Source organism: Chryseobacterium cheonjiense (assembly GCF_012927265.1).
GTDB lineage: Bacteria > Bacteroidota > Bacteroidia > Flavobacteriales > Weeksellaceae > Chryseobacterium > Chryseobacterium cheonjiense.
Genome location: NZ_JABBGF010000001.1, coordinates 711750 through 735608, shown reverse-complemented (window position 1 = coordinate 735608; position 23859 = coordinate 711750). Strand labels below are relative to the sequence as shown.

The 23859-nt window shown below is 37.4% G+C and carries 21 protein-coding genes; 17 read left to right on the top strand and 4 right to left on the bottom strand.

Annotated elements, in window-relative coordinates:
- Positions 1–97 precede the first annotated feature (97 nt).
- From alaS to HHL20_RS03420, 4 genes are all read left to right on the top strand, one after another.
- A complete protein-coding gene (alaS, locus tag HHL20_RS03435) occupies positions 98–2701 on the top strand; it encodes an alanine--tRNA ligase (RefSeq protein WP_169229782.1) in 2604 nt (867 codons plus the stop codon).
- 272 nt (positions 2702–2973) lie between these two features.
- Positions 2974–5430 carry a DUF5686 family protein gene (locus HHL20_RS03430; protein WP_169229781.1) on the top strand — a complete coding sequence of 819 codons (2457 nt, stop codon included), beginning with the start codon at positions 2974–2976 and terminating at the stop codon, positions 5428–5430.
- Between the two features lie 289 nt (positions 5431–5719).
- Positions 5720–7894: a DUF5686 family protein gene (locus tag HHL20_RS03425; protein WP_228463079.1), complete on the top strand. Its 2175-nt coding sequence runs from the start codon at positions 5720–5722 to the stop codon at positions 7892–7894.
- A gap of 28 nt (positions 7895–7922) precedes the next feature.
- Positions 7923–8159: a hypothetical protein gene (locus HHL20_RS03420; RefSeq protein ID WP_169229779.1), complete on the top strand. Its 237-nt coding sequence runs from the start codon at positions 7923–7925 to the stop codon at positions 8157–8159.
- 248 nt (positions 8160–8407) lie between these two features.
- Here HHL20_RS03420 and folP read toward each other — a convergent pair whose 3' ends face one another.
- Positions 8408–9181, bottom strand: coding sequence for a dihydropteroate synthase (gene folP, locus HHL20_RS03415; protein WP_169231106.1), 774 nt, complete (start codon positions 9179–9181; stop codon positions 8408–8410).
- 300 nt (positions 9182–9481) lie between these two features.
- Between folP and HHL20_RS03410 the strand changes: the two genes are divergently transcribed.
- The 5 genes from HHL20_RS03410 to HHL20_RS03390 all read left to right on the top strand — a co-directional run bounded on the left by HHL20_RS03410 (position 9482) and on the right by HHL20_RS03390 (position 12681).
- Entirely contained in the window at positions 9482–10045 is a 564-nt protein-coding gene (locus tag HHL20_RS03410) for a DUF1599 domain-containing protein (protein ID WP_169229778.1), read from the top strand.
- A 6-nt stretch (positions 10046–10051) separates the two neighbouring features.
- Entirely contained in the window at positions 10052–11161 is a 1110-nt protein-coding gene (locus HHL20_RS03405; RefSeq protein WP_169229777.1) for a BT_3928 family protein, read from the top strand.
- 45 nt (positions 11162–11206) lie between these two features.
- Positions 11207–11557, top strand: a complete 351-nt coding sequence (locus tag HHL20_RS03400; RefSeq protein ID WP_169229776.1) for a tellurite resistance TerB family protein — start codon at positions 11207–11209, stop codon at positions 11555–11557.
- Positions 11558–11630: 73 nt separating this feature from the next.
- On the top strand, positions 11631–12389 hold the full coding sequence (tpiA, locus tag HHL20_RS03395; RefSeq protein WP_169229775.1) for a triose-phosphate isomerase: 759 nt from the start codon (positions 11631–11633) through the stop codon (positions 12387–12389).
- 1 nt (position 12390) lies between these two features.
- Positions 12391–12681, top strand: coding sequence for a hypothetical protein (locus tag HHL20_RS03390; RefSeq protein ID WP_169229774.1), 291 nt, complete (start codon positions 12391–12393; stop codon positions 12679–12681).
- A gap of 58 nt (positions 12682–12739) precedes the next feature.
- Here the strand turns inward: HHL20_RS03390 and HHL20_RS03385 are convergent, their stop codons facing one another.
- From HHL20_RS03385 to dnaG, 3 genes are all read right to left on the bottom strand, one after another.
- On the bottom strand, positions 12740–13288 hold the full coding sequence (locus HHL20_RS03385; protein WP_169229773.1) for a type 1 glutamine amidotransferase domain-containing protein: 549 nt from the start codon (positions 13286–13288) through the stop codon (positions 12740–12742).
- A 310-nt stretch (positions 13289–13598) separates the two neighbouring features.
- The gene (gene clpP / locus HHL20_RS03380) at positions 13599–14285 is read right to left on the bottom strand and encodes an ATP-dependent Clp endopeptidase proteolytic subunit ClpP (protein WP_089999356.1); all 687 of its coding nucleotides are present in this window, start codon (positions 14283–14285) and stop codon (positions 13599–13601) included.
- A 111-nt stretch (positions 14286–14396) separates the two neighbouring features.
- On the bottom strand, positions 14397–16376 hold the full coding sequence (dnaG, locus tag HHL20_RS03375) for a DNA primase (RefSeq protein WP_169229772.1): 1980 nt from the start codon (positions 16374–16376) through the stop codon (positions 14397–14399).
- A 122-nt stretch (positions 16377–16498) separates the two neighbouring features.
- On the opposite strand from dnaG, the gene HHL20_RS03370 reads away from it, so the two are divergent.
- From HHL20_RS03370 to HHL20_RS03335, 8 genes are all read left to right on the top strand, one after another.
- On the top strand, positions 16499–17113 hold the full coding sequence (locus HHL20_RS03370; RefSeq protein WP_169229771.1) for a transglycosylase domain-containing protein: 615 nt from the start codon (positions 16499–16501) through the stop codon (positions 17111–17113).
- Positions 17114–17226: 113 nt separating this feature from the next.
- Positions 17227–17634: a tRNA (adenosine(37)-N6)-threonylcarbamoyltransferase complex ATPase subunit type 1 TsaE gene (gene tsaE / locus HHL20_RS03365; RefSeq protein WP_169229770.1), complete on the top strand. Its 408-nt coding sequence runs from the start codon at positions 17227–17229 to the stop codon at positions 17632–17634.
- 69 nt (positions 17635–17703) lie between these two features.
- Positions 17704–18897, top strand: a complete 1194-nt coding sequence (locus HHL20_RS03360; RefSeq protein WP_169229769.1) for an alanine dehydrogenase — start codon at positions 17704–17706, stop codon at positions 18895–18897.
- Entirely contained in the window at positions 18897–19268 is a 372-nt protein-coding gene (locus HHL20_RS03355) for a hypothetical protein (RefSeq protein ID WP_169229768.1), read from the top strand. The genes HHL20_RS03360 and HHL20_RS03355 overlap by 1 nt, the downstream gene beginning before the upstream one ends.
- A 21-nt stretch (positions 19269–19289) precedes the next feature.
- Complete coding sequence (locus tag HHL20_RS03350) at positions 19290–19784, top strand: hypothetical protein (protein ID WP_169229767.1); 495 nt, start codon at positions 19290–19292, stop codon at positions 19782–19784.
- 6 nt (positions 19785–19790) lie between these two features.
- Positions 19791–20561: a histidine kinase gene (locus HHL20_RS03345; RefSeq protein ID WP_185194791.1), complete on the top strand. Its 771-nt coding sequence runs from the start codon at positions 19791–19793 to the stop codon at positions 20559–20561.
- Complete coding sequence (locus HHL20_RS03340; protein WP_169229766.1) at positions 20539–21249, top strand: LytR/AlgR family response regulator transcription factor; 711 nt, start codon at positions 20539–20541, stop codon at positions 21247–21249. Before HHL20_RS03345 ends, HHL20_RS03340 begins: the two co-directional genes overlap by 23 nt.
- Before the next feature lie 98 nt (positions 21250–21347).
- Positions 21348–23624, top strand: a complete 2277-nt coding sequence (locus HHL20_RS03335) for a cation:proton antiporter (RefSeq protein ID WP_169231104.1) — start codon at positions 21348–21350, stop codon at positions 23622–23624.
- Positions 23625–23859: the final 235 nt, after the last annotated feature.

The window sequence follows — 23859 nt, the reverse complement described above, 5'->3', positions numbered from 1 at the left end:
CTTTACTTTACAATAATAACATTTTGTAAAAGAAATCACTTAAAAATCTTAAATTTGCATCTTATCAAAAATTGTAAAAAGCAAAGCAACATAAATTATGACATCACAAGAGATTCGTCAAAAATTTTTAGATTATTTTAAAAGCAAAGGCCACCTCATCGTTCCTTCAGCACCAATCGTTCTGAAAGACGACCCTACGCTTATGTTTTCCAATTCGGGGATGACGCAGTTCAAGGATTTTTTCCTGGGCTACAAAACACCTACTGCACCTAGAATTGCAGATACACAGAAGTGCCTGAGAGTATCCGGAAAACATAATGACCTGGATGATGTGGGCCGTGATACGTACCACCACACCATGTTTGAAATGTTGGGGAACTGGTCTTTTGGGGATTATTTTAAAAAAGATGCTATTGCTTTTGCCTGGGAATTGCTGACGGAAGTATATGGAATTCCTAAAGAAAACCTGTATGTAACCATTTTTGAAGGAGATGCTTCCGAAAACCTTGAAAGAGATCAGGATGCTTATGATTTCTGGAAATCCCATATTTCCGAAGACAGAATTATCAATGGAAATAAAAAAGACAATTTCTGGGAAATGGGGGAAAGCGGACCGTGCGGACCGTGCTCAGAAATCCATGTTGATTTGAGAACTGAAGAAGAAAAAGCGAAAGTTTCCGGATTAGAACTGGTGAACAACGATCATCCGCAGGTGGTGGAAGTATGGAATCTCGTTTTCATGGAATTCAATAGAAAAGCAGACAAAACCCTTGAAAAGCTTCCTGCACAGCATGTGGATACGGGAATGGGCTTTGAACGTCTGTGTATGGCGCTCCAAGGTAAATCTTCCAATTACGATACTGATGTTTTCACTCCTTTGATTGCTAAAGTTGAAAAACTTTCAGGAAAAAAATACACCGGGATTTTAGAAGACGAAAAAGATATTGCGATTCGCGTGGTGGTAGACCATATCAGAGCGGTTTCGTTTGCAATTGCTGACGGGCAGCTGCCTTCCAACGGAGGAGCAGGCTATGTGATCAGAAGAATCTTAAGAAGAGGAATTTCTTATTCTTACCGTTTCTTAGGCATGAAAGAACCTTTCCTTTACAAATTAGTTGCTGTTTTGCAGGAGCAGATGGGTGCCTTCTTTCCTGAACTTGAAAAACAAGGAAAACTTGTTTCTGAGGTGATTAAAAGTGAGGAGGAATCTTTTTTAAGAACTATTGAAAACGGACTGATCCGCGTTGAAAAATTAATTCAGCAGACGATTGCCAATAATGCGAAGGTTTTACCAACGGAAGAAGTTTTTGAACTATATGATACGTATGGTTTTCCTGATGATCTAACGAGAATTATTGCGGAAGAAAAAGGTTTAACCATCGATGAGGAAGGCTTTAAACAAGCTTTAAATGAGCAAAAGAAACGTTCGAAAGCCGATTCTGCCCAGAAAGTATACGACTGGGTAACATTAGAAGAAAAACCTGAAAATTTTGTAGGTTATGATCAATTTGAATCTCAAACCTATATTACCAGATACCGAAAAGTAGAAAATAAAGACGGAGAATTTTACCAGGTAGTTTTAAGCGAATCTCCTTTCTATCCGGAAGGCGGAGGCCAGGTCGGAGATAAAGGAACCCTGGAAAACGCTGTAGAAAGCTTTGAGGTATTAGAAACAAAAAAGGAAAACGGACTGATTATTTCTTTAATCAACGGTCTTCCGAAAGATGCAGGCGCTGTTTTCTATGCTAAAGTAAATGTTTCGGAAAGAAAAAATTCCCAGGCCAACCACTCGGTAACGCATTTGTTGCATGAAGCATTAAGAGAAGTTCTGGGAACACACGTAGAGCAAAAAGGATCATTCGTCGGTCCGGATTACCTTCGTTTCGACTTCTCTCATTTTAATAAAATGACGGAGGAGGAACTGGCTTTGGTGGAAAATAAAGTAAATGCCAAGATCAAGGAAAATATTGCCTTACAGGAATTCAGAAACATTCCGATCCGGGAAGCATTAGACAGAGGCGCTATGGCTTTGTTCGGGGAAAAGTATGGGGACAATGTAAGAATGATTCAGTTTGGAACTTCTATGGAACTCTGCGGAGGAACCCATGTGAAAAGCACCAGCGAAATCGGGCATTTTAAAATCATTTCCGAAAGTTCCGCAGCAGCAGGAATTAGAAGAATTGAAGCGATTTCCGGAGATAAGGCTGAAGAATATTTCAAAAATCTTGAAAAGCAGGTTGCCGAGCTTTCACAGTTGCTGAAGTCAAAAGATGTCGTACGTTCTATTGAGAAATTGATGGAAGAAAATGCAACATTGAGAGCTGAAGTAGATGCGATGAAGAAAGAGAAGGCCAAAGGAGAAATCGGCGAATGGAAAGGAGCTTATGAACAAAAAGGCGATAAATTACTTCTGGTAAAAAGGACTTCTCTGGATGCCGGTTCGGTAAAAGATATCATCTTCCAGTTAAAAAAAGAAATCCCGACTTCCATTACGGTTATTCTGTCCGACGCAGACGGAAAACCAATGATTACCGTTGGTGTTTCTGATGATTTAGCCGGAATTTATCAGGCGGGAGCATTGATTAAAGATTTAGCTAAAGAAATCCAGGGCGGCGGCGGCGGAAATCCGGGCTTTGCCACAGCCGGAGGAAAGAATCTTGACGGCCTTGAGAACGCGTATCAGAAAGCGTTGAATCTTTAAGCTTCAATAAAACATAAAGTAAAAAAGCAACTGTCGTCGTGGCAGTTGCTTTTATTTTTAATAACTTTTATTATCAATAGAAATGGGCTTCAGCCCATTTACCAGATTAAATAATGTGATTGGCTTTAGCCAAACATAAATCATTTTGGCTAAAGCCAATATTGAATAATCTTCTTTTATAGCTGATTCCATTTTTAACAAAACATTATATTTTCTTCTGTGGTATTGTAACTTTCTTATCAATAGTTTTGTCTAACTATTAAAAAAGACTAATGACAAAACTTTTATCCACCCTGTTTTTATTGTTAACGGTACTGGTTTTCGGACAGACTCAATTGAAGGTTTTCAGTAAAGCTTCCCAGCAGCCTATCTACAATGCGGCCGTTTACTGCGATGATGAGCTTTTAGGAAAAACCGATCTCAATGGAAATGTCTCCTTTAAAACGAAATGTAAAAAAGTTGAAATTCTGGCCAGTAATTTTGAAGATCTAACGGTGGAGGTAAAGAAAAGCATGGAGGTTTCCATGCAGCCATTATCAGAGAAAAGAGGAAATATTGACCGTGTTGTTATTAATGACAAAAGTGATCCGCGTGCCCTGAAAATTCTTGACGAGCTTAATAAAAGAGCGAAAGAGAATTCCCCAAAATCTTTAGATTCCTACAATTTCAAATCGTATGCTAAATTTTCCATTGACCTGGATAAAGACTCGATTGACATGTACAGGAATTTTTTAGCAGTCAGAAAAGATTCCATCTCAAAGGTGGATCAAAAAGGTTTTAAGCAAAAAGAAAAGGAAAAAAAGGATTCCCTGATTGCTGAAGATTTTATTGACGCTTCCGCGGAAGGCCAGATGTTCCTCTGGGAAAAAGCTACCGAATACAAATATTCTAAAAAATTCGGTGAAAAAACCAATATTATCGACAACAGGATGTCGGGTTTTAAAAATCCAATTTACGAGGCAATGGCCATTAATATTTCCAATCTTAACAGAACCCCGAGACAGCTGAGGCCGGAAAACAGGGAATTATTTAATTATTATCTTTCAGACACCATCCAGCTGGACGGAAGGCAGACCTTTGTGATCAAATTCAAAGAAATTACCGATAAGAAGAAGCAGAATCCGAGAAAATTCAACGGGAAAATATATGTTGACGCCGAGACTTTTGCGCTGAAAAAGTTTGAAAGCATCAGCAAGAAAAGAAATGAAGGAAATATTGTTTCGGTCTGGAAACCGATTAATAATAAATGGTTTCTGGATTATGAGGATCTTAAGCTGAAAATGGGCGATACAAGTTTTGATATTTCTAAAAAAGACAGTATAAAGCCCGGTGAAAAAAGTAAATACAACCAGAAGAAATTCGGAAATTACCTGTATGTAAAAAACAGGTTCTTTGATTTTGAGATTAATGAACCCCAGAAAGCTTCTGATTTTAAAGGCTACTCGCTTGAGATGAAAAACTCCGACGGAAGCCTGCTGCAGCAATACAGAACCGACAGCCTTACTGCAAGGGAAAGTAATACTTACACCAAAATCGACAGTTTTGTACAGAAACATGATTTTGAAAAAAAATTAAATACTTTAACCCAGCTTTTAAGAGGAAACCTCCGCTATAAAATGATCGATTTTGATCTTACCAAGTTCTTCAGCTACGACAAATACCAGGGAATTCGTTTGGGTGCGGGCATTAAGCTTAACGAAAAATTCAGTAAAACATTTTCTCCGGACGGATATTTTGGATATGGCTTTAAGGACCACCGCTGGAAGTACGGCCTTGGGCTGGATGTAAAACTTTCCGAAAAAAGAACGTCAGTTTTCCGGGTTGAATATCTTGATGATGTATTTGCAGCAGGAAGATTCAGCAACCACATGTGGGATATGATGATGAAGGTATCCGACATCAATCTTGATCTTCACAATGCAGTTTTCTATAAAAACCAAAAATGGGGCGCTTCATATCTTTATGACATCTCCAATTCTTTAAGCATGAAAATCGCGGTGAACAAAGAAAAACAGAAAGCCCTTTTTGATTATCAGTATAAAAACATGGGCAACAGTTTTGATAATACCAATGCTATTCTGTCTTTAAAATTTGCACCGAATGACAAGAATATCATGACGCCTTCCGGAAAGTTCACGTATGAAAAGAGCTATCCGCAGGTTTTTGTCAATTATGAGAAAGGTTTTAAAACTCTCGGCGGCGATCTTGATTATAACAGGCTGGACGCATTAATCATCCATCAGTTCAGATCGAAACTGGGAACCACCAATATTAAATTATTCGGAGGAATTTCTTCAGGTAGCGCACCGATTTGGAAGAACTTTGAAATTGCAGGGCAGAACGATGCCAATGTTGACAAATGGTACTCCAACATCAGTACGCCTTCAAATCTCGGATTTGCCACGATGCCATCGGGAACATTCTTTGCAGACAGATTTGCGGCATTTAAACTTTCACAGTACCTGCCTTTTAGGTTTAAAACGCTGGGCAAAAGATATTCGTCCATTGAGCTTGAATATCAGTCGGCCATCGGTGGCTTTAAAAACAGACAGGATCACCAGTTTGAATTTGTCGTCCTGGATCATTATTATCAGGAAGTCGGGCTGATCTGGAACCAATTTCTGGGAACGAATTTCGGGGTAGGCTTTTCTTACAGACTCGGATATTACCAGACTTCGGAATTTAAAGACAACATCGGAATCAAGATAAAATTCAACCTGTTGAACTGATATCAATTATGTTATTAAACTTTTAACCGCAGTGCAAACTCAAATCAGATAAGGAATATTAAAACATTTTTACCGTTAAAAATAAACGGTGTTATTTGTTAAGAATTTAAGATAAAAATATAATAAGATCAGAAATAATAATCCCGGAATTTCCGGGATTATGTCGTTCAGCAACACCATCAATGAAAGCGGCTGTTAATATCAATTAATAAACCTTTTACAGCATCATAAATATTACTAATTTTGCCATCTCTTTATGAAAAGGATTGCCTTGTTTTTATGTTTCTGTATGTGCATTTTTGGTTTCTCACAATCAAAAGTCACTTCTATTGAAACGGTTGTGATTGAAGATAAAAGTGATCCCCGGGCACTTGAAATCCTGAAAAAAGTGAATCAGCTGTTCCGTGAAAACTCACCGAAAACATTGGATTCCTATTCCTACAAATCGTATGAAAAAATTTCTCTGGACATTGATGAAGACAGCATTTTACAATACAAACAGTTTTTCGAAAATGCCGATCTATTCAGAAAAAAAAGAGAAAAAGATTCCCTGAACAACATTTCTGCCAGAAAAATATTTTCGAAAAGCAAATTGTTTCTCTGGGAGAGAGCCCAGGAATTCTTATTTACCAAAAAATACGGCGAGAAAATCAATATCCTTGATAACAGGATTTCCGGATTAAAACAGCCGATCTACGAAATGATCGCCCTCCAGCAGAGCAACAGAGACCAGCTTCCCGCACAGCTTAAAAAGGAAAACAGAGGACTGTACAGATTCTTTTTGACAGATACCATTGAAATAGACGGAAGAAAGAACTTCGTGATCCGTTTCAGGGAGGTCAATTTTAAAAATCCTGATAAAAAAAGAAAGTATAACGGTGCTATCTATATTGATACCGATACGTACGGCATTAAAAAAATTGAAAATTTCAGCAAAAATAAAAATGACGGCATCATTACAAGTACCTGGATCTATTTCAATAACAAATGGTTCCTTGCCCATGAAACCGTAAAGCTGAAAATGAGCAATATGGTCATGCAGGAGGATAACAAAGAATATCCCGATGAAAAACATGAAAAAAACAAGAAGCAGAGCTTCGGAACATATGCTTTCCTGACTTCGCGGTATTTTGATTACCAGTCGCCTGCCGATCATGATAAAAATGATTTTAAAGGGTATACTTTTTCTGTACAAAATATTGACGGGAAAACTTTGGACCGGTTTAGAACGGATCCTTTAACGGAAAGGGAACGAAATACCTATAAAACCATCGACAGCCTCGGAAAAATATATAATATTGACCGTAAAGCAAGAGTTTTAAGCGGACTGCTGTTAAACGGACAGATAAAAATAGGCGTTGTAGACTTTGCGGTGGATGAAATCGTGAATTATAACTTATACGAAGGCTTCAGGGTAGGTTTAAAAGCAAAACTTAATGAAAATTTCAATCCGTATTTTTCACCAGACTACACTTTTGCCTATGGTTTTAAGGATGATAAATGGAAATACAGAATCGGACTTGATATTAAGACGACTCTTGAAAAAGATTCTTATTTCAGGATCGATTATTATGATGATGTAACTGCTTCCGGCGAATTTTACAGAAGACTCTGGAACTTCAAAATGAGAACGGCCAACTATGGCAATAATCTGAATAACGACCGTTATTATCATTACAGAGGAGGTTCTGTTTCTTATCTTAATGATGTTACGAACGGATTAACGCTGGTTTTTGCAGCCCGCACAAATCTTGAGGAAGCCATGTTTGATTATTCTTTCCGCGACAGAGGTTCTTCTTTTAATAACTTCAATACGCTGTTTACGTTAAAATATTCCCCGAATTCTACCAATATCATGACACCGCAGGGAAAATCCCTTATTGATCAGAAATATCCGGAGCTGTATTTTAATTATGAACAAAGTTATAAGGCATTGAGCGGTGACTTCAATTATACGAGGTTTGATGCACTTTTCGTACATAATTTCAAGACCATGCTGGGAACAACCGGATTCCGGCTGTACGGCGGAATGGTCATCGGAGATGCACCGATATGGAAAAATTTTACGATGAACGGACTGGCTTCGCCAAGAAGGGATTTTAACTTCAACCTGACCTCATTTCTTGGGTTTGCCACGCTTGAAGGGGGGAAATATTACAATGACCGCTTCGTAGCCTACTATTTTACCCATAAGCTGCCTCTGTATTTTAAAAGTTTCGGACAGAATATTTCAAGTTTTGATTTTGTTTTGAGAGGTACCATCGGAAATATGAAGCATCCGGAATATCACCAATTTAAATTTAAACCGCTCGACCATTTGTATCAGGAAGTCGGCCTGGAATGGAATAATTTCCTTTCCACTTACTTTAATCTGGGATTATTTTACAGAGTGGGCTATTACACTACACGGAATTTTAAGCAAAATTTTGCCGTTCAGTTTAAGCTGAAGCTTCTGGAATTTTAAAGTAAATAATAAAAATAAAATTAAACAAATGCAGACTATCCAAATACAGGCAGAACAGTTTTTTGAATTACTAAAACTGAAAGACACTTCCATGTGGGAGATTTTTGCCCAGATGATCGACGGAAATGAGAAAGAAATTATTTTCCTGAATGAGGAAGAAAAAATATTATTCAGCTATATTTTGCCATCGAATCAGGACAAACTGGAAGAAGACCGAAAGGAATTTTCTAAACAGTTCGCAGATAAGCTTGCGAATCTTAATTGAGTTTTAGAGTTTTAGAGTTTTAGAGTTTTAGAGTTTTAGAGTTTTAGAGTTTTAGAGTTTTAGAGTTTTAGAGTTTTAGAGTTTTAGAGTTTTAGAGTTTTAGAGTTTTAGAGTTTTAGAGTTTTAGAGTTGAAAGTTAAACGGTGATTTTCAAAGTAAAGTTAATTTCATATTAATACTAACAAAATTTATCATTAATAAACGATTTATGGTTGTTTCATATCTCTAACCCTAAAACACTCCTATTCTCAGACCCTTCCACTCTTAAACAAGTCAACCGTTTTTTTTGCTGCTGCAACATCATGAACTCTGAGGATTTTTGTGCCCTGCTGTAAAACTTTCAGGTGAAACTTTTGTGTTTCTTCATTGATGTCCAGTGGAGATTTACCTAAAGGTTTGTAAATAAAAGATTTCCTTGAAATCCCTATCAGTAAAGGGAATTTTCCAAAACCCAAATATTTAACCTCATCAATCATTTTCATCTGGTCTGCTACGATCTTACCGAAACCGAAACCCGGATCAAGGATAATATCTTTAATTCCTTTATTGAGTAACTCTGCAGTTTTTCCGGAAAAATACCGGTTAACCGAAAGTGTAATATCTGTGAATTTTATTTTATCATGCATGGTTTCATAAGAAGGATTCACATGCATTAAAATGTAAGGAAGCTTTGTTTCGGCAGCGGTATCAAACATCTTTTCATCATAATGGCCTCCGGAAATATCGTTGATGATATCGATTCCTTCATTAAAACCAAACTTTACCGTTTCAGCATAAAAAGTATCTAACGAAACAAGAGCTTCAGGGAATTCTTTTTTGATGAATGAAATGATACTCCCCAGTCTTCTAATTTCCTCTTCAGCAGTCAGAAATTCAGCGTTTGGTCTTGTGGATTGCGGACCGATATCAATGATTTCAGCGCCTTCTTTCAGCATTTTGTGCGTCTGCTCCAGTGCGGCCTTCTCCGTATTGAATTTTCCGCCATCGGAAAATGAATCCGGCGTGAGATTGAGAATTCCCATGATCTTAGGAACCGAAAGGTCTACCAATCTTCCGTTACAGTTGATTGAGCTGGAGCTTCGGGGAGCTGAATAGTCAGAGAGTGAAGGTACTTGCAAAACTTATAGTTATGATTAGACTTAAAACAATATAAACTGAAAATTATATTACAAAAATAGAGAATAAAAACTTTTGTCATTCAAAAAAAATCCATTCAAAACTCAACTCTTATACGCTCCTACCCTAAAACTCCATACTCTAAACGCTGCGATCAAACAACGCAACACACAAAAATTCGTATATTTGGGAGATTAAGAAAATTTATGTCAGAAACATCAATACAGTTTGAGAAAATTATCAATCAGTGCCGTGAGCTTTTCAGCAAGAAACTACAGGATTACGGACCGGCGTGGAGGGTTTTAAGACCAAGCTCTATTACGGATCAGATTTACATTAAAGTCAACAGAATCCGCACGCTGCAGATGACCGGAAAAAAAATGGTGGATGAAAGCGAAGAGGACGAGTTTGTAGCAATTATCAACTATTCGATTATTGCGCTTATTCAGCTTGAGAAAGGTTTTTCCAATGATTTTAATGAAAATAAAGAGGAAATTCTGAATCTTTATGATCATTATGCAACTGAAGCGAGACAATTGATGGAGCGGAAAAACCATGATTACGGCGAAGCATGGAGAGATATGCGGATTTCCTCAATTACAGACTTGATTTACCAGAAAGTTTTACGAACCAAACAAATTGAAGATAACCAAGGGATTACGGTCGTATCAGAAGGTCTTGATGCCAATTATTTTGACATGCTGAATTATTCCGTTTTCTGTCTCATTAAATTTTCTGAAAAGAAAAACAGTATTGAATCTCAAAACTAATTATATATGATCAAAGGTTTATTACGTTTCGTTATTGCCGTTATTTTCATTCTTTCGGGTTTTGTAAAAGCGGTGGACCTGGTTGGTTTTTCTTTTAAAATGGAGGAATACTTCTCTCCTTCCGTATTCAACATGCCTTTTTTTGAAAAGTTTGCACTGTTGTTTTCGGTAATTGTGGTGACTCTTGAACTTCTGCTAGGCTTTATGCTTCTGCTCAAATTAAAACTTAAATTCACCGTTTCCGCGCTCATTGCTCTTTGTGTATTCTTTGGTTTCCTGACCTTTTATTCGGCATATTTCAATGTAGTAACGGACTGCGGATGCTTTGGTGATGCTATTAAATTTACACCGTGGCAAAGCTTTATCAAAGATATTGTACTGCTCTTCGCTTTAATTATTTTATTTATTCTTTATAAAAAAGAGTTCAGAAAAAAAGATGGATACAGCTATAGTGAAAAGAAAGAATCCAGTAAGGTGAGATATATCCTTTTAGCAGTATTCTCCTTAGTAATGCTCGGGATCGGAGCTTATGGAATTTTGTATGAACCAGTGATCGATTTTCGTGACTATAAAATCGGCACTGATCTGAAAGCTGAAAAAGAAAAAATCAATAAAAACCCTTCGGAATACAAGACGTTTTATTCGCTTAAAAATGAGAAAACCGGAGAAACGCTGAAAGTGGACCAGGATGCTTATATTAGAGAGAATAAATACTGGGCAGAAGGATCTCCATGGAAAATTGAGGAAGGCAAAAATGAATCTATCCTGATAAAAGAAGGCTATAAATCTGAAATTGTAAAGTTCAAGATTGAAGATCCTACGGGAATGGAGGTTACGGAAGAGATCATTAATGCACCGAAAGCCATTCTTGTTTTTTCTTATCATCCGAAAGATGTTTCCCCGGAATTATTAAAGCAGGTGGAAGCCAAAGTAAAAGCACAAAAGGCCAACGTTGTATACGGGATTTCTACAGAACCGAATACTTTCAAAACCCTTAAAAATATGATGATGGACGGCACCGCGATTAAAACAATTGCAAGAAGCAATCCTTTCGTACTTGTTTTGCAAAACGGAAAAATTATCGACAAAGAGCCGGCAAAGGAATATATCAAATAACTTTTGAGACTTAACAATAAACACTAAACTTAATATATTTAAATAATGCAGAAATCAAATAAACCGATTGCGGGATACCACTTATTGATGATCTTATCTTCAGTGGACGGGGAATTTGCTCCGGAAGAAGGAATGCTGGTGCAACAATATCTGGCAGATGAATTTCCCTTTAAAACGGATCTTGATAATGAGCTTGAGACCATCGCACTTTTGAAACCCGAAGAATGGAAAGGTCATTTTGAATTCCATGCCCGTTGCTTCTACGACGATTCTATGGAAGAGGAACGTCAGAACTTTATCCAATTTGCCAAAACACTTATTAAAGCCGATAATAAGGTAACCGATGAAGAACACTCTTACTATACACTTTTGAAAAAAATCTGGAACATTAATTAATTGACAAATCAGACTTAAAAGTTAGAATTACTTCTGACATGATTCTGAATCTACATTCAAACAATAAGAAACTATGAGAAGAAAAATAGTTGCAGGAAACTGGAAAATGAACAAAAACGTAATTGATGCACAACAGTTGATGGTTCAGTTACTAAGCTATAAAAACAACAATGCGACCAACTGTGAGGTATGGATTGCGCCGCCGGCTTTATACCTGATGATGGCAAAAGATATTTTTGAGAAAGATGAAATCGGCGTTTTTTCACAGGATATGAGCGAGTATGAAAGCGGTGCGTACACCGGAGAAATTTCTGCAGACATGCTTGAATCAATTGATGCATCCGGTTCTCTGATCGGACATTCTGAAAGAAGACAGTATCATGGTGAGACGGATTCTCACTGTAACAAAAAAGTGAAACTGGCTTTAGATAAAGGTTTGATTCCGGTATACTGTAACGGTGAAACGCTGGAACAGAGGAAAGCAGGACAACATTTTGAAGTGGTAAAAAACCAGACGGAAGTAGCTCTTTTTACGCTTTCTGCGGAGGAAATTAAAAAAGTGGTTATCGCTTACGAACCGGTTTGGGCCATCGGAACCGGAGAAACAGCAAGTCCTGAGCAGGCTCAGGAAATCCACGCGCACATCAGAAGCATTATCGCTGCAAAATACGGACAGGAAGTAGCTGATGAGGTTTCTATCTTGTACGGAGGTTCCGTAAAACCGGATAATGCAAAGGAAATTTTCTCGCAGCCTGATATTGATGGTGGGTTAATTGGCGGTGCTGCTTTAAAACTTGAAGATTTTTCAAAAATTATTGAGGCTTTTAACTAAGGTGAAAAAGTTTATCCTCTTATTTTTTGGAGTTCTTCTGTTTGATATTGTGTATACTTTCCTGTATGATCAGTTTTTTATTGGGATTCAGCCTGAGTTTTTACAATATCCATTGATTGCGGTTCAATATATGGCTTGTGCACCGGCAATTTTCTTTGACAAACTATTGCCTTTTTATGCACCGATACCTATGTATCAGTCAATATTGATATTTTTGGGAAATGTATTTGTACAGACCTTATTGGTATATACTATTTTCTTTAAAAGAAAAAAGGTTATACAGGAAGAATAAAAAATTCGGCGGCATCTTCGATGCCGCCGAATTTTTTTTATTTTATTTAATTAGTGAGTTACAAAGTCTGCTCCTCATGTTTCCCTTCCTTGATTTCTTCCACCATTTTGGCATTGAAAGCAGGAAGATCTTTTGGGGTACGGCTGGTAACCAATCCGTTATCAACAACCACTTCACTATCTTCCCACTGTGCTCCCGCATTTTTAAGATCCTGGCTGATAGAATTTACGGAAGTCATATTTCTGCCTTCCACTACTTCAGCATTAATAAGGATCTGCGGTCCATGACAAATAGCGGCTACCGGCTTTTGCTGCTGGAAAAAATCTTTTACGAAAGACAGTGCGCTTTCATTTGTTCGTAATTGGTCAGGATTGATGACACCTCCCGGTAAAACCAAAGCATCATAATCGGAAGCGTTTGCTTCATCTAATGTTTTATCAACAGGATATTCCTGCCCCCAGTCTTTTTCAGCCCATGCTTTGATGGCTCCTGATTCCGGACTGATGATGTGAGCAGTCCAGCCCTGCTGTTCCAAATGTTCTTTTGGAGATTTCAATTCGCTTTCTTCAAATCCGTGTGTTGCTAAAATTGCAATTTTCTTTGACATAATTTTAATGATTTAAGTGTTATGTCATTTTAATTGGAAAAATGATGCCGTTTAGCCCCCTGAATTTATAAAGTTTGTTAAAGTCTTGATTTTTGGATCAAAATCAACCTTATTGACTGTAAATTTCAACAAGGCTGCTGTTTTAGCCCGGATTGCAGCAATTGTCTGAGCTCATTTTGAGGATTTTGGCGGCGCGGCTTCGCCGCGCCGCCAAAATCCTCAAAATAGCGAGTGCGGAAAGCCGGAATAGCTCCTAGTAAAAAAAGCGCATCAAAAACTAATTGATGCGCTTTTCTATCTTTAACAAAAATTATTTTTTGTCTTTTGATCTCTGTAATACTTCGTCTACCATTCCGAAACCTTTGGCTTCTTCGGAAGTCATCCAGTAATCACGGTCTGATGCCTTTTCTACCCACTCGTATGTTTGTCCGGAGTGTTCGGAGATGATCTCGTACAATTCTTTTTTAAGTTTTAACATCTCTCTTAAGTTGATTTCCATGTCAGAAGCTACCCCTTGCGCACCTCCTGAAGGCTGGTGAATCATTACTCTTGAGTGCTTCAACGCAGAACGTTTTCCTTTTTCCCCTGCAACCAGTAATACAGCTCCCATTGAAGCGGCAATTCCTGTACAAATCGTTGCTACATCCGGCTTAATGATCTGCATGGTATCGTAAATACCCAATCCGGCATACACACTTCCGCCCGGCGAGTTGATATAAATCTGAATATCTTTGGATGGATCTGCACTTTCTAAGAAAAGAAGCTGAGCCGTAACGATATTCGCTACCTGGTCATCAATTCCAGTTCCTAAGAAAATGATTCTGTCCATCATCAGACGTGAAAATACATCCATCTGAGCAACGTTCAATCTTCTTTCTTCCATAATGTATGGTGTAAGATTGGTAGGACCATACATTCCCATATACTGATCGGTAGCCAGACCGCTGTTTCCTAAATGCTTTACAGAGAAATCTCTGAATTCTTTTTTGATGTCCATATTTCTGTTATGTATTATTAAATTTTACGAAGTTTAAATTACAACTTTTATTCCTAAAATATTATAGGACTTTTTGTCACAGACTTTTTTAAAAAGAAAAAATAATTATGGTTATCTGTCAGAATAAATTCCGGTAATTGCAGAATAATTCAGTACTTTGGATAGTTCTACTGACACCAGAGTGAGCATCTGTATCTTTTTGATCAGTTCAAAATATTTTCCTTCATCAGAATCAGCATGGTCTGCAAGCTCCTTTTTGGTTTTTAAAATCAGGAAATTCACATAGCGGAATTTATGAATCAGAATATCACCGGCAACCTGTTCGGGAATTTTGTCACCGTAATTGGGTGAAATAATATTCCGTGTGGACCAGTCATTCAGCTCACTGTAGATATTCATAGAATTAACTGCCGCTTTACTGAGTTCTTCATCCATTAATCCGAAAAAGAAATTTCCTTTTCTCAGCTCTTCTTTTTCAATTCCCTCTTTAATATAATCTACGATTTTTTTGTTGAGCTCCACCTGAAATTCATAGCCGTCTTCTTCAAAATGATGTAGAATTTCCTCGATGACCGTAATTTCATAATTCTGCTCATCGGGTGTTGTACGCTGCAGTACCACATCACCATAGTTCAGCATATGGTTGATCAGGTCGTTTTCCATCTTGGTAACATTAAAAACAATCGGGTCTACCTGATCTCTCGGTTCGTCTACAATCTGCAGTTTGGCAGGCTGCTGCGCTTCGGCTTTCACCTGGGCTTTCTGAGTCTGGTTCTGTGTGATCTGCTTCTGAACATCGAGTTCATTAAAAAGGCTCTGCTCCGAAAGTCCGAATTTATTGGAAACTTCCTTAAGGTACACTTCTCTTTTGAGGGCATTCTGAACAAATGATACCGATTTTACAATATCCCGGATGGCTTCCGCTTTTTTGATAGGATCGTTACCGACTTCTTTCAGCAAAATCTCTGCTTTGAAGTCAATGAAATCCATTGCCTGGTTTTCAATGAATTTCTCAACATATTCCTGCGGATGCTTTCTGGCAAATGAATCAGGGTCATCTCCGTCTGGGAACAGTAGAACACGGATGTTCATTCCTTCGGTAAGCAGCATGTCGATACTTCTGAAACTGGCTTTTATTCCTGCGTTATCACCGTCAAAAAGAATGGTAACATTCTCGGTAAGCCTTTTTATTAATTTGATCTGCTCCGTAGTAAGTGAAGTTCCCGAACTGGCCACCACATTTTCGATTCCCGACATGTGCAGCGAGATCACGTCCATGTATCCTTCCACCAAAAGGCAGACATTTTTTCTTGAAATGGCCTGCTTACTCTGGTTCAGACCGTAAAGAACATTGGATTTATGGTAAATTTCCGTTTCCGGAGAATTGAGGTATTTGGCCGTTTTAACATTATTCTTGAGAATTCTCGCTCCAAAACCCAATACTCTTCCTGAAAAGCTGTGAATCGGAAAGATCACCCTTTCACGGAAACGGTCAACTCCGGAAGGTGTATTTTCGGGGAAAATCGAAAGTCCGGACTTTTCCAGGATATCTTTTGCATAACCTTTTTCCAGTGCATAAGCCGTAAAAGCATTTTTCTGTTCGGGAGAGTATCCGAGCTGGAATTTTTTAATGATGTCATCTTTCAGCTCACGCTCTTTAAAGTACGAAAGCCCGATCGATCTTCCTTCTTCAGAATCCCAAAGTATTTCCTGGAAGTAATTATTAGCTACTTCATGAATCTTATAGAGTAAATCTCTTTCTGTATGTGCCTGCTTGGCTTCTTCAGAGTATTCACGCTGATCTTCCTCAATTTCAATTCCGTATTTTTTTGCGGCATGACGCAGCGCTTCAGGATAGGTGAAATTTTCAATTTCCATCAAAAAGGAAATCGCCGTTCCTCCTTTACCTGTAGAAAAATCTTTCCAGATCTGCTTACTCGCGGAAACTACAAAGCTCGGCGTCTTTTCATCATGAAACGGACTGAGTCCTTTGTAATTAGACCCTGCCCTCTTCAGCTGCACATACTCTCCCACAATCTCTTCTACACGGATTGTTGAGAATATTTTATCAATGGTCTGCTTGGAAATCATGATGCAAAAATATACAAAAAAATGTTCTTAGTACAATACAGCAAAGTAACAAGATTAATTCCTGCTTAAAGTGATTTTAGAGTTTTATTTTAATTATTTTTGAATAAAATAGCTCCATTTATATGATGAAATATTTTAAAATCTCTACAGCTTTAGCATTTACAGCACTTGTTTTACTGTTTTTGTATGTTGAGTTTGCTGGAAGATTTATCATCGGTAATTCTGATAAACGAATGATTACTCACGAAATAAAGACCAGCGAAAAACTTCCGGAAAATTTCACCAATTTTTACAATACCCTCTACCCGAATGCTTTGCATGAAAATTCGTGGCATACCGTATTACAATTACTGATAGGTCAGAATGCTCGGATAAAGGAATGCCCTTGTAAAGCTGCCGCTTTTCAACTGACACCTGTTTTAGCAATTAACAACAAAAAAAGTATAGATCACTTTGTTGTTGCAAGATATCTTGAACGTCATTACAGTCAGGAAGAATGTCTTTCATTTAATTTTAGCCATTTCGACTTTTTGGAAAACAGAAAAGGTATTTCGAAACTTTCGCAATCCTTATTTAAAAAGGATATTAAAGAATTGCAATCTATTGAAATAGCAGAAATTGTATCGCTTTATGAAAACCCCGTAAAAAATAACCGTTACAGAAATCCTGAAAGAGCAAAAACACGGGCAGAATATTTAAATCAGGTTTACATTAATAATCTAAAAAATGACAAATAGGCTTTAAAATTGTATTCAGATCGTAAATAAAACGCCGAATAGAAATAAGAATTTCTTCAGTATTTTTTTGTTTATAAAAAATTTATTGTAATTAATTATCTTTGTTTAAAAATATGCAATTCACGATTCATGATATGGACGACTGGCAACATATTGCGGAAAAAGTCGCTTCAGGATTACAACACAACATCCTTCTTCTGAAAGGGAATCTCGGAGCGGGGAAAACTACTTTCACCCAATTTCTCCTTAAAAAGCTGGGAAGCGAGGATGAGGTAAGTTCTCCCACATATTCTATTGTTAACGAGTACAATGCCCCTCAGGGAAAAATATTTCATTTTGATCTTTACCGTTTAAAAAATATTGATGAAGTCTACGATATCGGTATGGAAGAGTATCTCGATAATGCCTTTTTGTGTATTATTGAATGGCCTGAAGTATATGAAGATGATCTTTACGGTCTTAAATACCACGAAATGAGCATCATTAACACAGGTGAACACAGAGAAATCTCATTCGAGTAAATATTATGTATCTTTGTTTCTGAAATTGAATGTAAAATAACGATCTGTTAGAATTTAATTATTTAAAGGATGAGTACGACAAATATTTTTACTCCTTTTACCGAAGAGGAACTGATGCCGAAAGAAGAAAAGCTGGAGGTCATCAAAAAAGGAAAACAGTTCAGCATAGGAATCCCTAAAGAAACTTCCCTGAATGAAAGAAGAGCTTGTATCACTCCGGATGCTGTACAGGTTCTGGTAGAAAGTGGTCATGAAATCATTATAGAATCCGGTGCCGGTGTGGGTTCTTTTTTTACAGATCTTCAGTACTCCGAGTCGGGCGCAAAGATTACCAATGATCCTAAAGAAGCCTTTTCTCAGGATCTGATTCTTAAAGTAAACCCTCCCACCGATGAGGAAATCGATTATATGCGTCCTAATACTTATCTCGTGTCTGCTCTTCAGATCAATCTCCGGGATAAAGATTATTTCCTTAAACTTGCAGAAAAGAAAGTAAATGCCATAGCCTTCGAATTTATCGTTGATGAATACAAGCAATTAGCTTTAGTAAGGCTTGTAGGCGAGATTGCAGGAACAGTTTCCATACTGTATGCCTCAGAATTATTAGCTTTATCAAACGGGCTCATGCTGGGAGGAATTACAGGAGTAAGGCCAGCCGAAGTGGTTATCATCGGAGCCGGAATCGTGGGTGAATTTGCAACCAAAGCAGCCATCGGTTTAGGAGCTAGCGTAAGGGTTTTTGATAATTCACTTTCAAAGCTCAGAAGACTTCACACTTTAGTAGACAGCCGGGTTCCAACTTCCATCATTGATCCTAAAGAACTCAAAAAAGCATTAAGAAGAGCCGATGTGGTGATCGGAGCGTTACCAAGACTCAATATGACACCGATTGTGACCGAAGATATGGTCATGAAAATGAAAAAAGGCAGCGTTATTATCGATATTACCATTGACAATGGAAAAGTAATCGAAACATCCGAGCTGACCACCATGGAAGATCCTTACATTATTAAACACGGCGTGATTCACTGTGGACTTCCCAATCTAACGTCAAGAATGCCAAGAACAACAACGAAGGCCATTTCCAATTTCTTCCTTTCCTACATTCTTCATTATGATGAAGAAGGCGGTTTTGAAAATATGTTGGTCCGCAAAAATGAAATGAAACAAAGCCTTTACATGTACAAAGGACGACATACGAAGAAAATCATCTGCGACCGTTTCGGGCTTACCTATCACGATATCAATCTTTTAATCTTCTAATGAAAAAACTCAAATTTTATATGATAGGTCTTATTCCGGGACTTATTATCGTATTTTTTATTTTAAACAAAAAAGGGGCAAGCTGCAGCGGATATCTTCCCAACAGCCGTGTCATCGCAGAAACACTGTCTAAAGATTTCACCTATTCCGATCAGTTTAAAGCTGAAATGGCTGCATCAAAGGTTGATGAAAAATTCCTAAAAGACAGCATCATCACCAAAGGAAAAATTGATTTTGATAAAAGCCATGCCCAGAAAAAACCCTGTCCTGATTATCTTTTAGTTTATCCTGACAAAAATCCGGCATATGAGATTACATTTGAAAAGTGTGAGGAAAAAGCAACAATGACATCTCTGAAAAAACTGAAGTAGACTTTTTTACATGAATTTAAAATGAAAATAAGAAACAGATTATCCGTATTTCTTTGTTTTTTATCTGCAATTATACTCAGTTCCTGCGAGGCTGTACTACATTACGAAGGAAATGTTTATAATCATAAACACGAACCGATAGAAAATGCTTATATCGCTTTGATTCTCAACAATAAAGACACCATAACAGAAGCAGGAGATAAATTTGATACCATTTCGCTTGCGAAAAGAAAAGAATTGCGAAAAAAAGGAGTAAAAGATAATTTCAGGTATACTGTTAAAGGACTTTCTGAACCGGTAAGATTATACACCGATAAAAATGGATATTTTACAACAAGTCCTTTTTTAGTAAGCTGTCTTTTTAAGTGTCCTAAAGTAAAAATGCTTGTGCAAAAAGATAAGCTGTCAAAAGAATTTACAATAGAGTCCCTTGAAAAAATTCGTGTAAAAAATGATTCTATAAAACGCGGATCTTTCAGAGAAAATATATCGGAAAAATATCTAATTTTTTTATAAAACTTAATGGACGGCAATTACTACATGATTCATGATTATCTGATATTCATCGGGGTGTTTGCCATTTTCTTTTTTGTGACAGTAAGCATTTACCTGTTCAGCCAGAACCAGAAGTTCAGGATTAAAAATGCGAAGCTTGGCGAAGCCAATAAGATGATCCAGCAGCGGCTGAATGAAGTACAGCTGGAACACATCGGTACAAAACTAAATCCGCATTTATTCAAAAATATTCTTAATTCAGTACAGTCACATGCCTATCAGACGTATATGTCGCTCGATAAGCTAGCCAACGTTCTTGATTATATTCTTTATGAAAGCAACAATAAATTTGTAAGCCCCAAAGAAGAATTAAATTTCGCTTTAAGCTTAATTGAGATTAATAAAATAAAGGTAAATCCCCTCTTTGATTTCAGAATTAAATCTAAAATCGATAAATTTGATGCTTTGTTTGAAGAAAGAGTTTTTGCACCGCTGATTTCCGTTGATCTGATTGAAAATGCTTTTAAACACACCGATTTTCTTGCTCAGGATTCTTTTATTGCCATTCACATGGAACTGCAGCAGGGAATTTTTTCAATGAAAGTAAGCAATAAAGCTTCGCTCAAAAATGTTCTTGAAAAAGAGAAAAGCGGATTCGGAAGCCAGTCGCTTGATCAGCGTCTGAAAATGATTTACAATAATTTCTACTCGCTGCATAAAAATTCAAAAAACGGTATCTTCACCGCAGAATTAACCATCAATTTAGGAGAATTTTATGATAAAATGCGTTATTCTTGATGATGAATTACTGGCTATCAGCTACCTGAAACTGCTTTGCGAACAGATTGATAATGTTGAAGTTGTGAAAGCATTCAATGATCCGAAAGCTTTTTTAAATGAGATCGGAAATATTGACTGTAACGTTTGTATTTTAGACATCGAAATGCCGGGAATCAATGGCCTTCAGGTTGCAGAACTGATTCATGATTCAAAAAAAATTATTTTCACCACAGCCTATAAGGAGTATGCAGCAGAAGCTTTTGACCTTAATGTAGTAGATTATGTAAGGAAACCTATTAAAATAGAAAGGCTCATGCAGGCATTTGAAAAGGCGAAAGAACTCGTGCAGAAAAGTCATAAAAAAGATTTTATTGAGTGGAATACCAACATCGGCAAAACCGTAATTTTTACAGACCAGATCGCCTATATTAAAACTTCTGAGATCGACAGCCGCGACAAAGATATAATCCTCAACGACGGCACCGGTATCGTACTGAAAAACCTTAATTTTAAAACCCTTCTGGAGATGCTTCCTGCAAAAGATTTTGCACAGGTGAATAAAAAAGAAATCATCGCGCTTTCTTCCATTAAAGTTTTTTCTACCAACGAAATTATCACCACTATTCCTGTTAATGACAACAGTTTTCTGAAGCTTCAGATTGGAGAAATATATAAAAAGAGGCTTTCCGAGTTATTTGAAAAATAACTTAACTGCATTTTTTATTGCTTTCATTACATTTAAAAAAGAATAGTATATATTATAATTTTATTCTTACCAATTTTGCAAAAAATCGGAGTATGAATCTGGGAAAATATAGGAATATTATTTTTTACGTAAGCACCATTGCATTCTTTTCGATGCTGATGTACTGGTTTTTTGTGGAAGGAAGGACACTGGAAATCGGGGAGAATATTGCACCTTCCAAAAACACAGGTTCTGGCATGTGGGAAAGCTTTACAGAATCTTTCACGGCTAATCTTCACCACCCGCTGGCTTTGCTCCTTGCACAGATCGTTACCATCATTTTTGTCGCAAGACTTTTCGGTTGGATCTGCATCAAGATCAAGCAGCCCTCCGTAATCGGTGAAATGATTGCGGGAATCGTTTTGGGGCCTTCACTTGTAGGAATGTATTTCCCAGAATTTTCTGCATTTCTCTTTCCGAAAGAATCTTTGGGAAATCTACAGTTCTTGAGCCAGATCGGACTAATTCTCTTCATGTACATAGTAGGAATGGAGCTTGATCTCAGCGTACTGAGAAAGAAAGCACATGATGCCGTAGTGATCAGCCACGCCAGTATTATCATTCCTTTTGCTCTGGGAGTAGGTCTTTCGTATTTTATTTACCGGGAATTTGCTCCGGACGGAATTCAGTTTACCTCTTTTGCTCTATTTATCGCAATTGCCATGAGCATTACTGCTTTTCCGGTATTAGCCAGAATCGTTCAGGAAAGAAACCTTCAGAAAACCAAGCTCGGAACAGTAGTTATTACCTGTGCCGCAGCAGATGATATTACAGCATGGTGTATTCTGGCAGCGGTAATTGCTATTGTAAAGGCCGGGTCTTTTGCCAGTTCTATTTATGTGATTTTAATGGCGATAGCCTATGTATTTTTGATGATAAAAATCGTAAGGCCGTTCTTAAAAAGAATCGGAGATCTTCAGGCCGGTAAAAATACGATCAACAGACCGATGGTCGCTATCTTTTTTTTAACATTAATCCTTTCGGCATACATTACGGAAGTCATTGGTATTCATGCATTATTCGGTGCTTTTATGGCCGGTGCCATTATGCCGGAAAATGCAAAATTCCGAACCATGTTCATTGATAAGGTAGAAGATGTTGCGCTGGTTCTTTTACTCCCGCTATTCTTCGTTTTCACCGGACTTCGTACGCAGATCGGACTTTTGAATGACGGACATCTCTGGATCACAGCAGGGTTTATCATCCTTACCGCTGTTGTAGGAAAGTTTGCAGGCAGCGCTTTAACGGCTAAATTTTTAGGTATCAACTGGAAAGAAAGTTTAACCATCGGAGCATTAATGAATACAAGAGGATTAATGGAATTAATCGTCCTGAATATAGGATATGATCTTGGCGTTTTAAGTCCTGAAATCTTTGCCATGATGGTCATTATGGCCTTATTTACCACTTTTATGACGGGACCGGCGCTGGATTTTATTAATTTTATTTTTAAATCTAAAAAAACAGAAGATGAAAGTAATGATAATGATACTGCCCGGTACAGAGTTCTGCTTTCCTTCGATAATCCCGAATCGGCAAGCACTCTGCTGAAGCTTGCGCACGATTTCACAAAAAAAATGAATGCCAATAAGAGCATAACTGCTATCAATATTGCCCCGGTAAACGAAATGCACGCTTATGATATCAATGAATATGAAAACGAACAATTCCGGAATGTAATCGAAACCTCTCAGGAACTTAACCTGGAAATCACCACTCATTTTAAAGCTTCTACCGATATCGAAAGCGATCTTACCCAGATCTCAAATAAAGGAAACTATGACCTCCTGCTTATTATGCTGGGAAAATCAATGTATGAAGGAAGTTTGCTGGGAAGGCTTTTAGGTTTCACCACTAAAATCATTAACCCTGAAAAACTGCTCAATACCGTAAAAGGGAAAGGCAATATCTTCAATACATCTCCTTTTGACGATTTTACCCTTCAGATTTTAGATAAAACCAATATTCCGGTAGGGATTATGGTGGATAAAAATTTCAGCGCCGCAGATAAAGTATTCGTTCCGATATTCAATCTCAGCGACTTTTATCTCCTTGAATATGCCAAAAGGCTCATCAACAATAACAATTCCCAGATTATCATTCTTGATGTTGCCGGCCAGATCCGGAGCAATATTGAAGTAAAAGAACTCATCCGGAGTATTGAGCAGGTAGCCCCCAATCACATCACTTTATATAACGAGAAGAAAATTGAAAAAGAATTTCTCACTTCTCAGGACCTGATGCTGATCAGCAATAAAAGCTGGAAAAATCTGATTGACAGTAAAAGTCTCTGGCTTTCGGATATTCCTTCCACGTTGATCATCAGCAATCCTTAATAAAGGTGAATGGTGAATCTTAAAAGGCAATTAACTTGTTATCATCACGCAAATTTACAAATTGACAATTGACCTGCAAATCAAAATTCACCATTCATTTTCTTAATTTCAATTAAAAAAATTTACCTATCTTCGTGTTATGATTATAAACATCGGAACATATTATTATGAAATTTTTAGCTCAGATTTGGGATAAAGGATTTCTGTATAGATAAACATAACCTCGTCCCCGGAC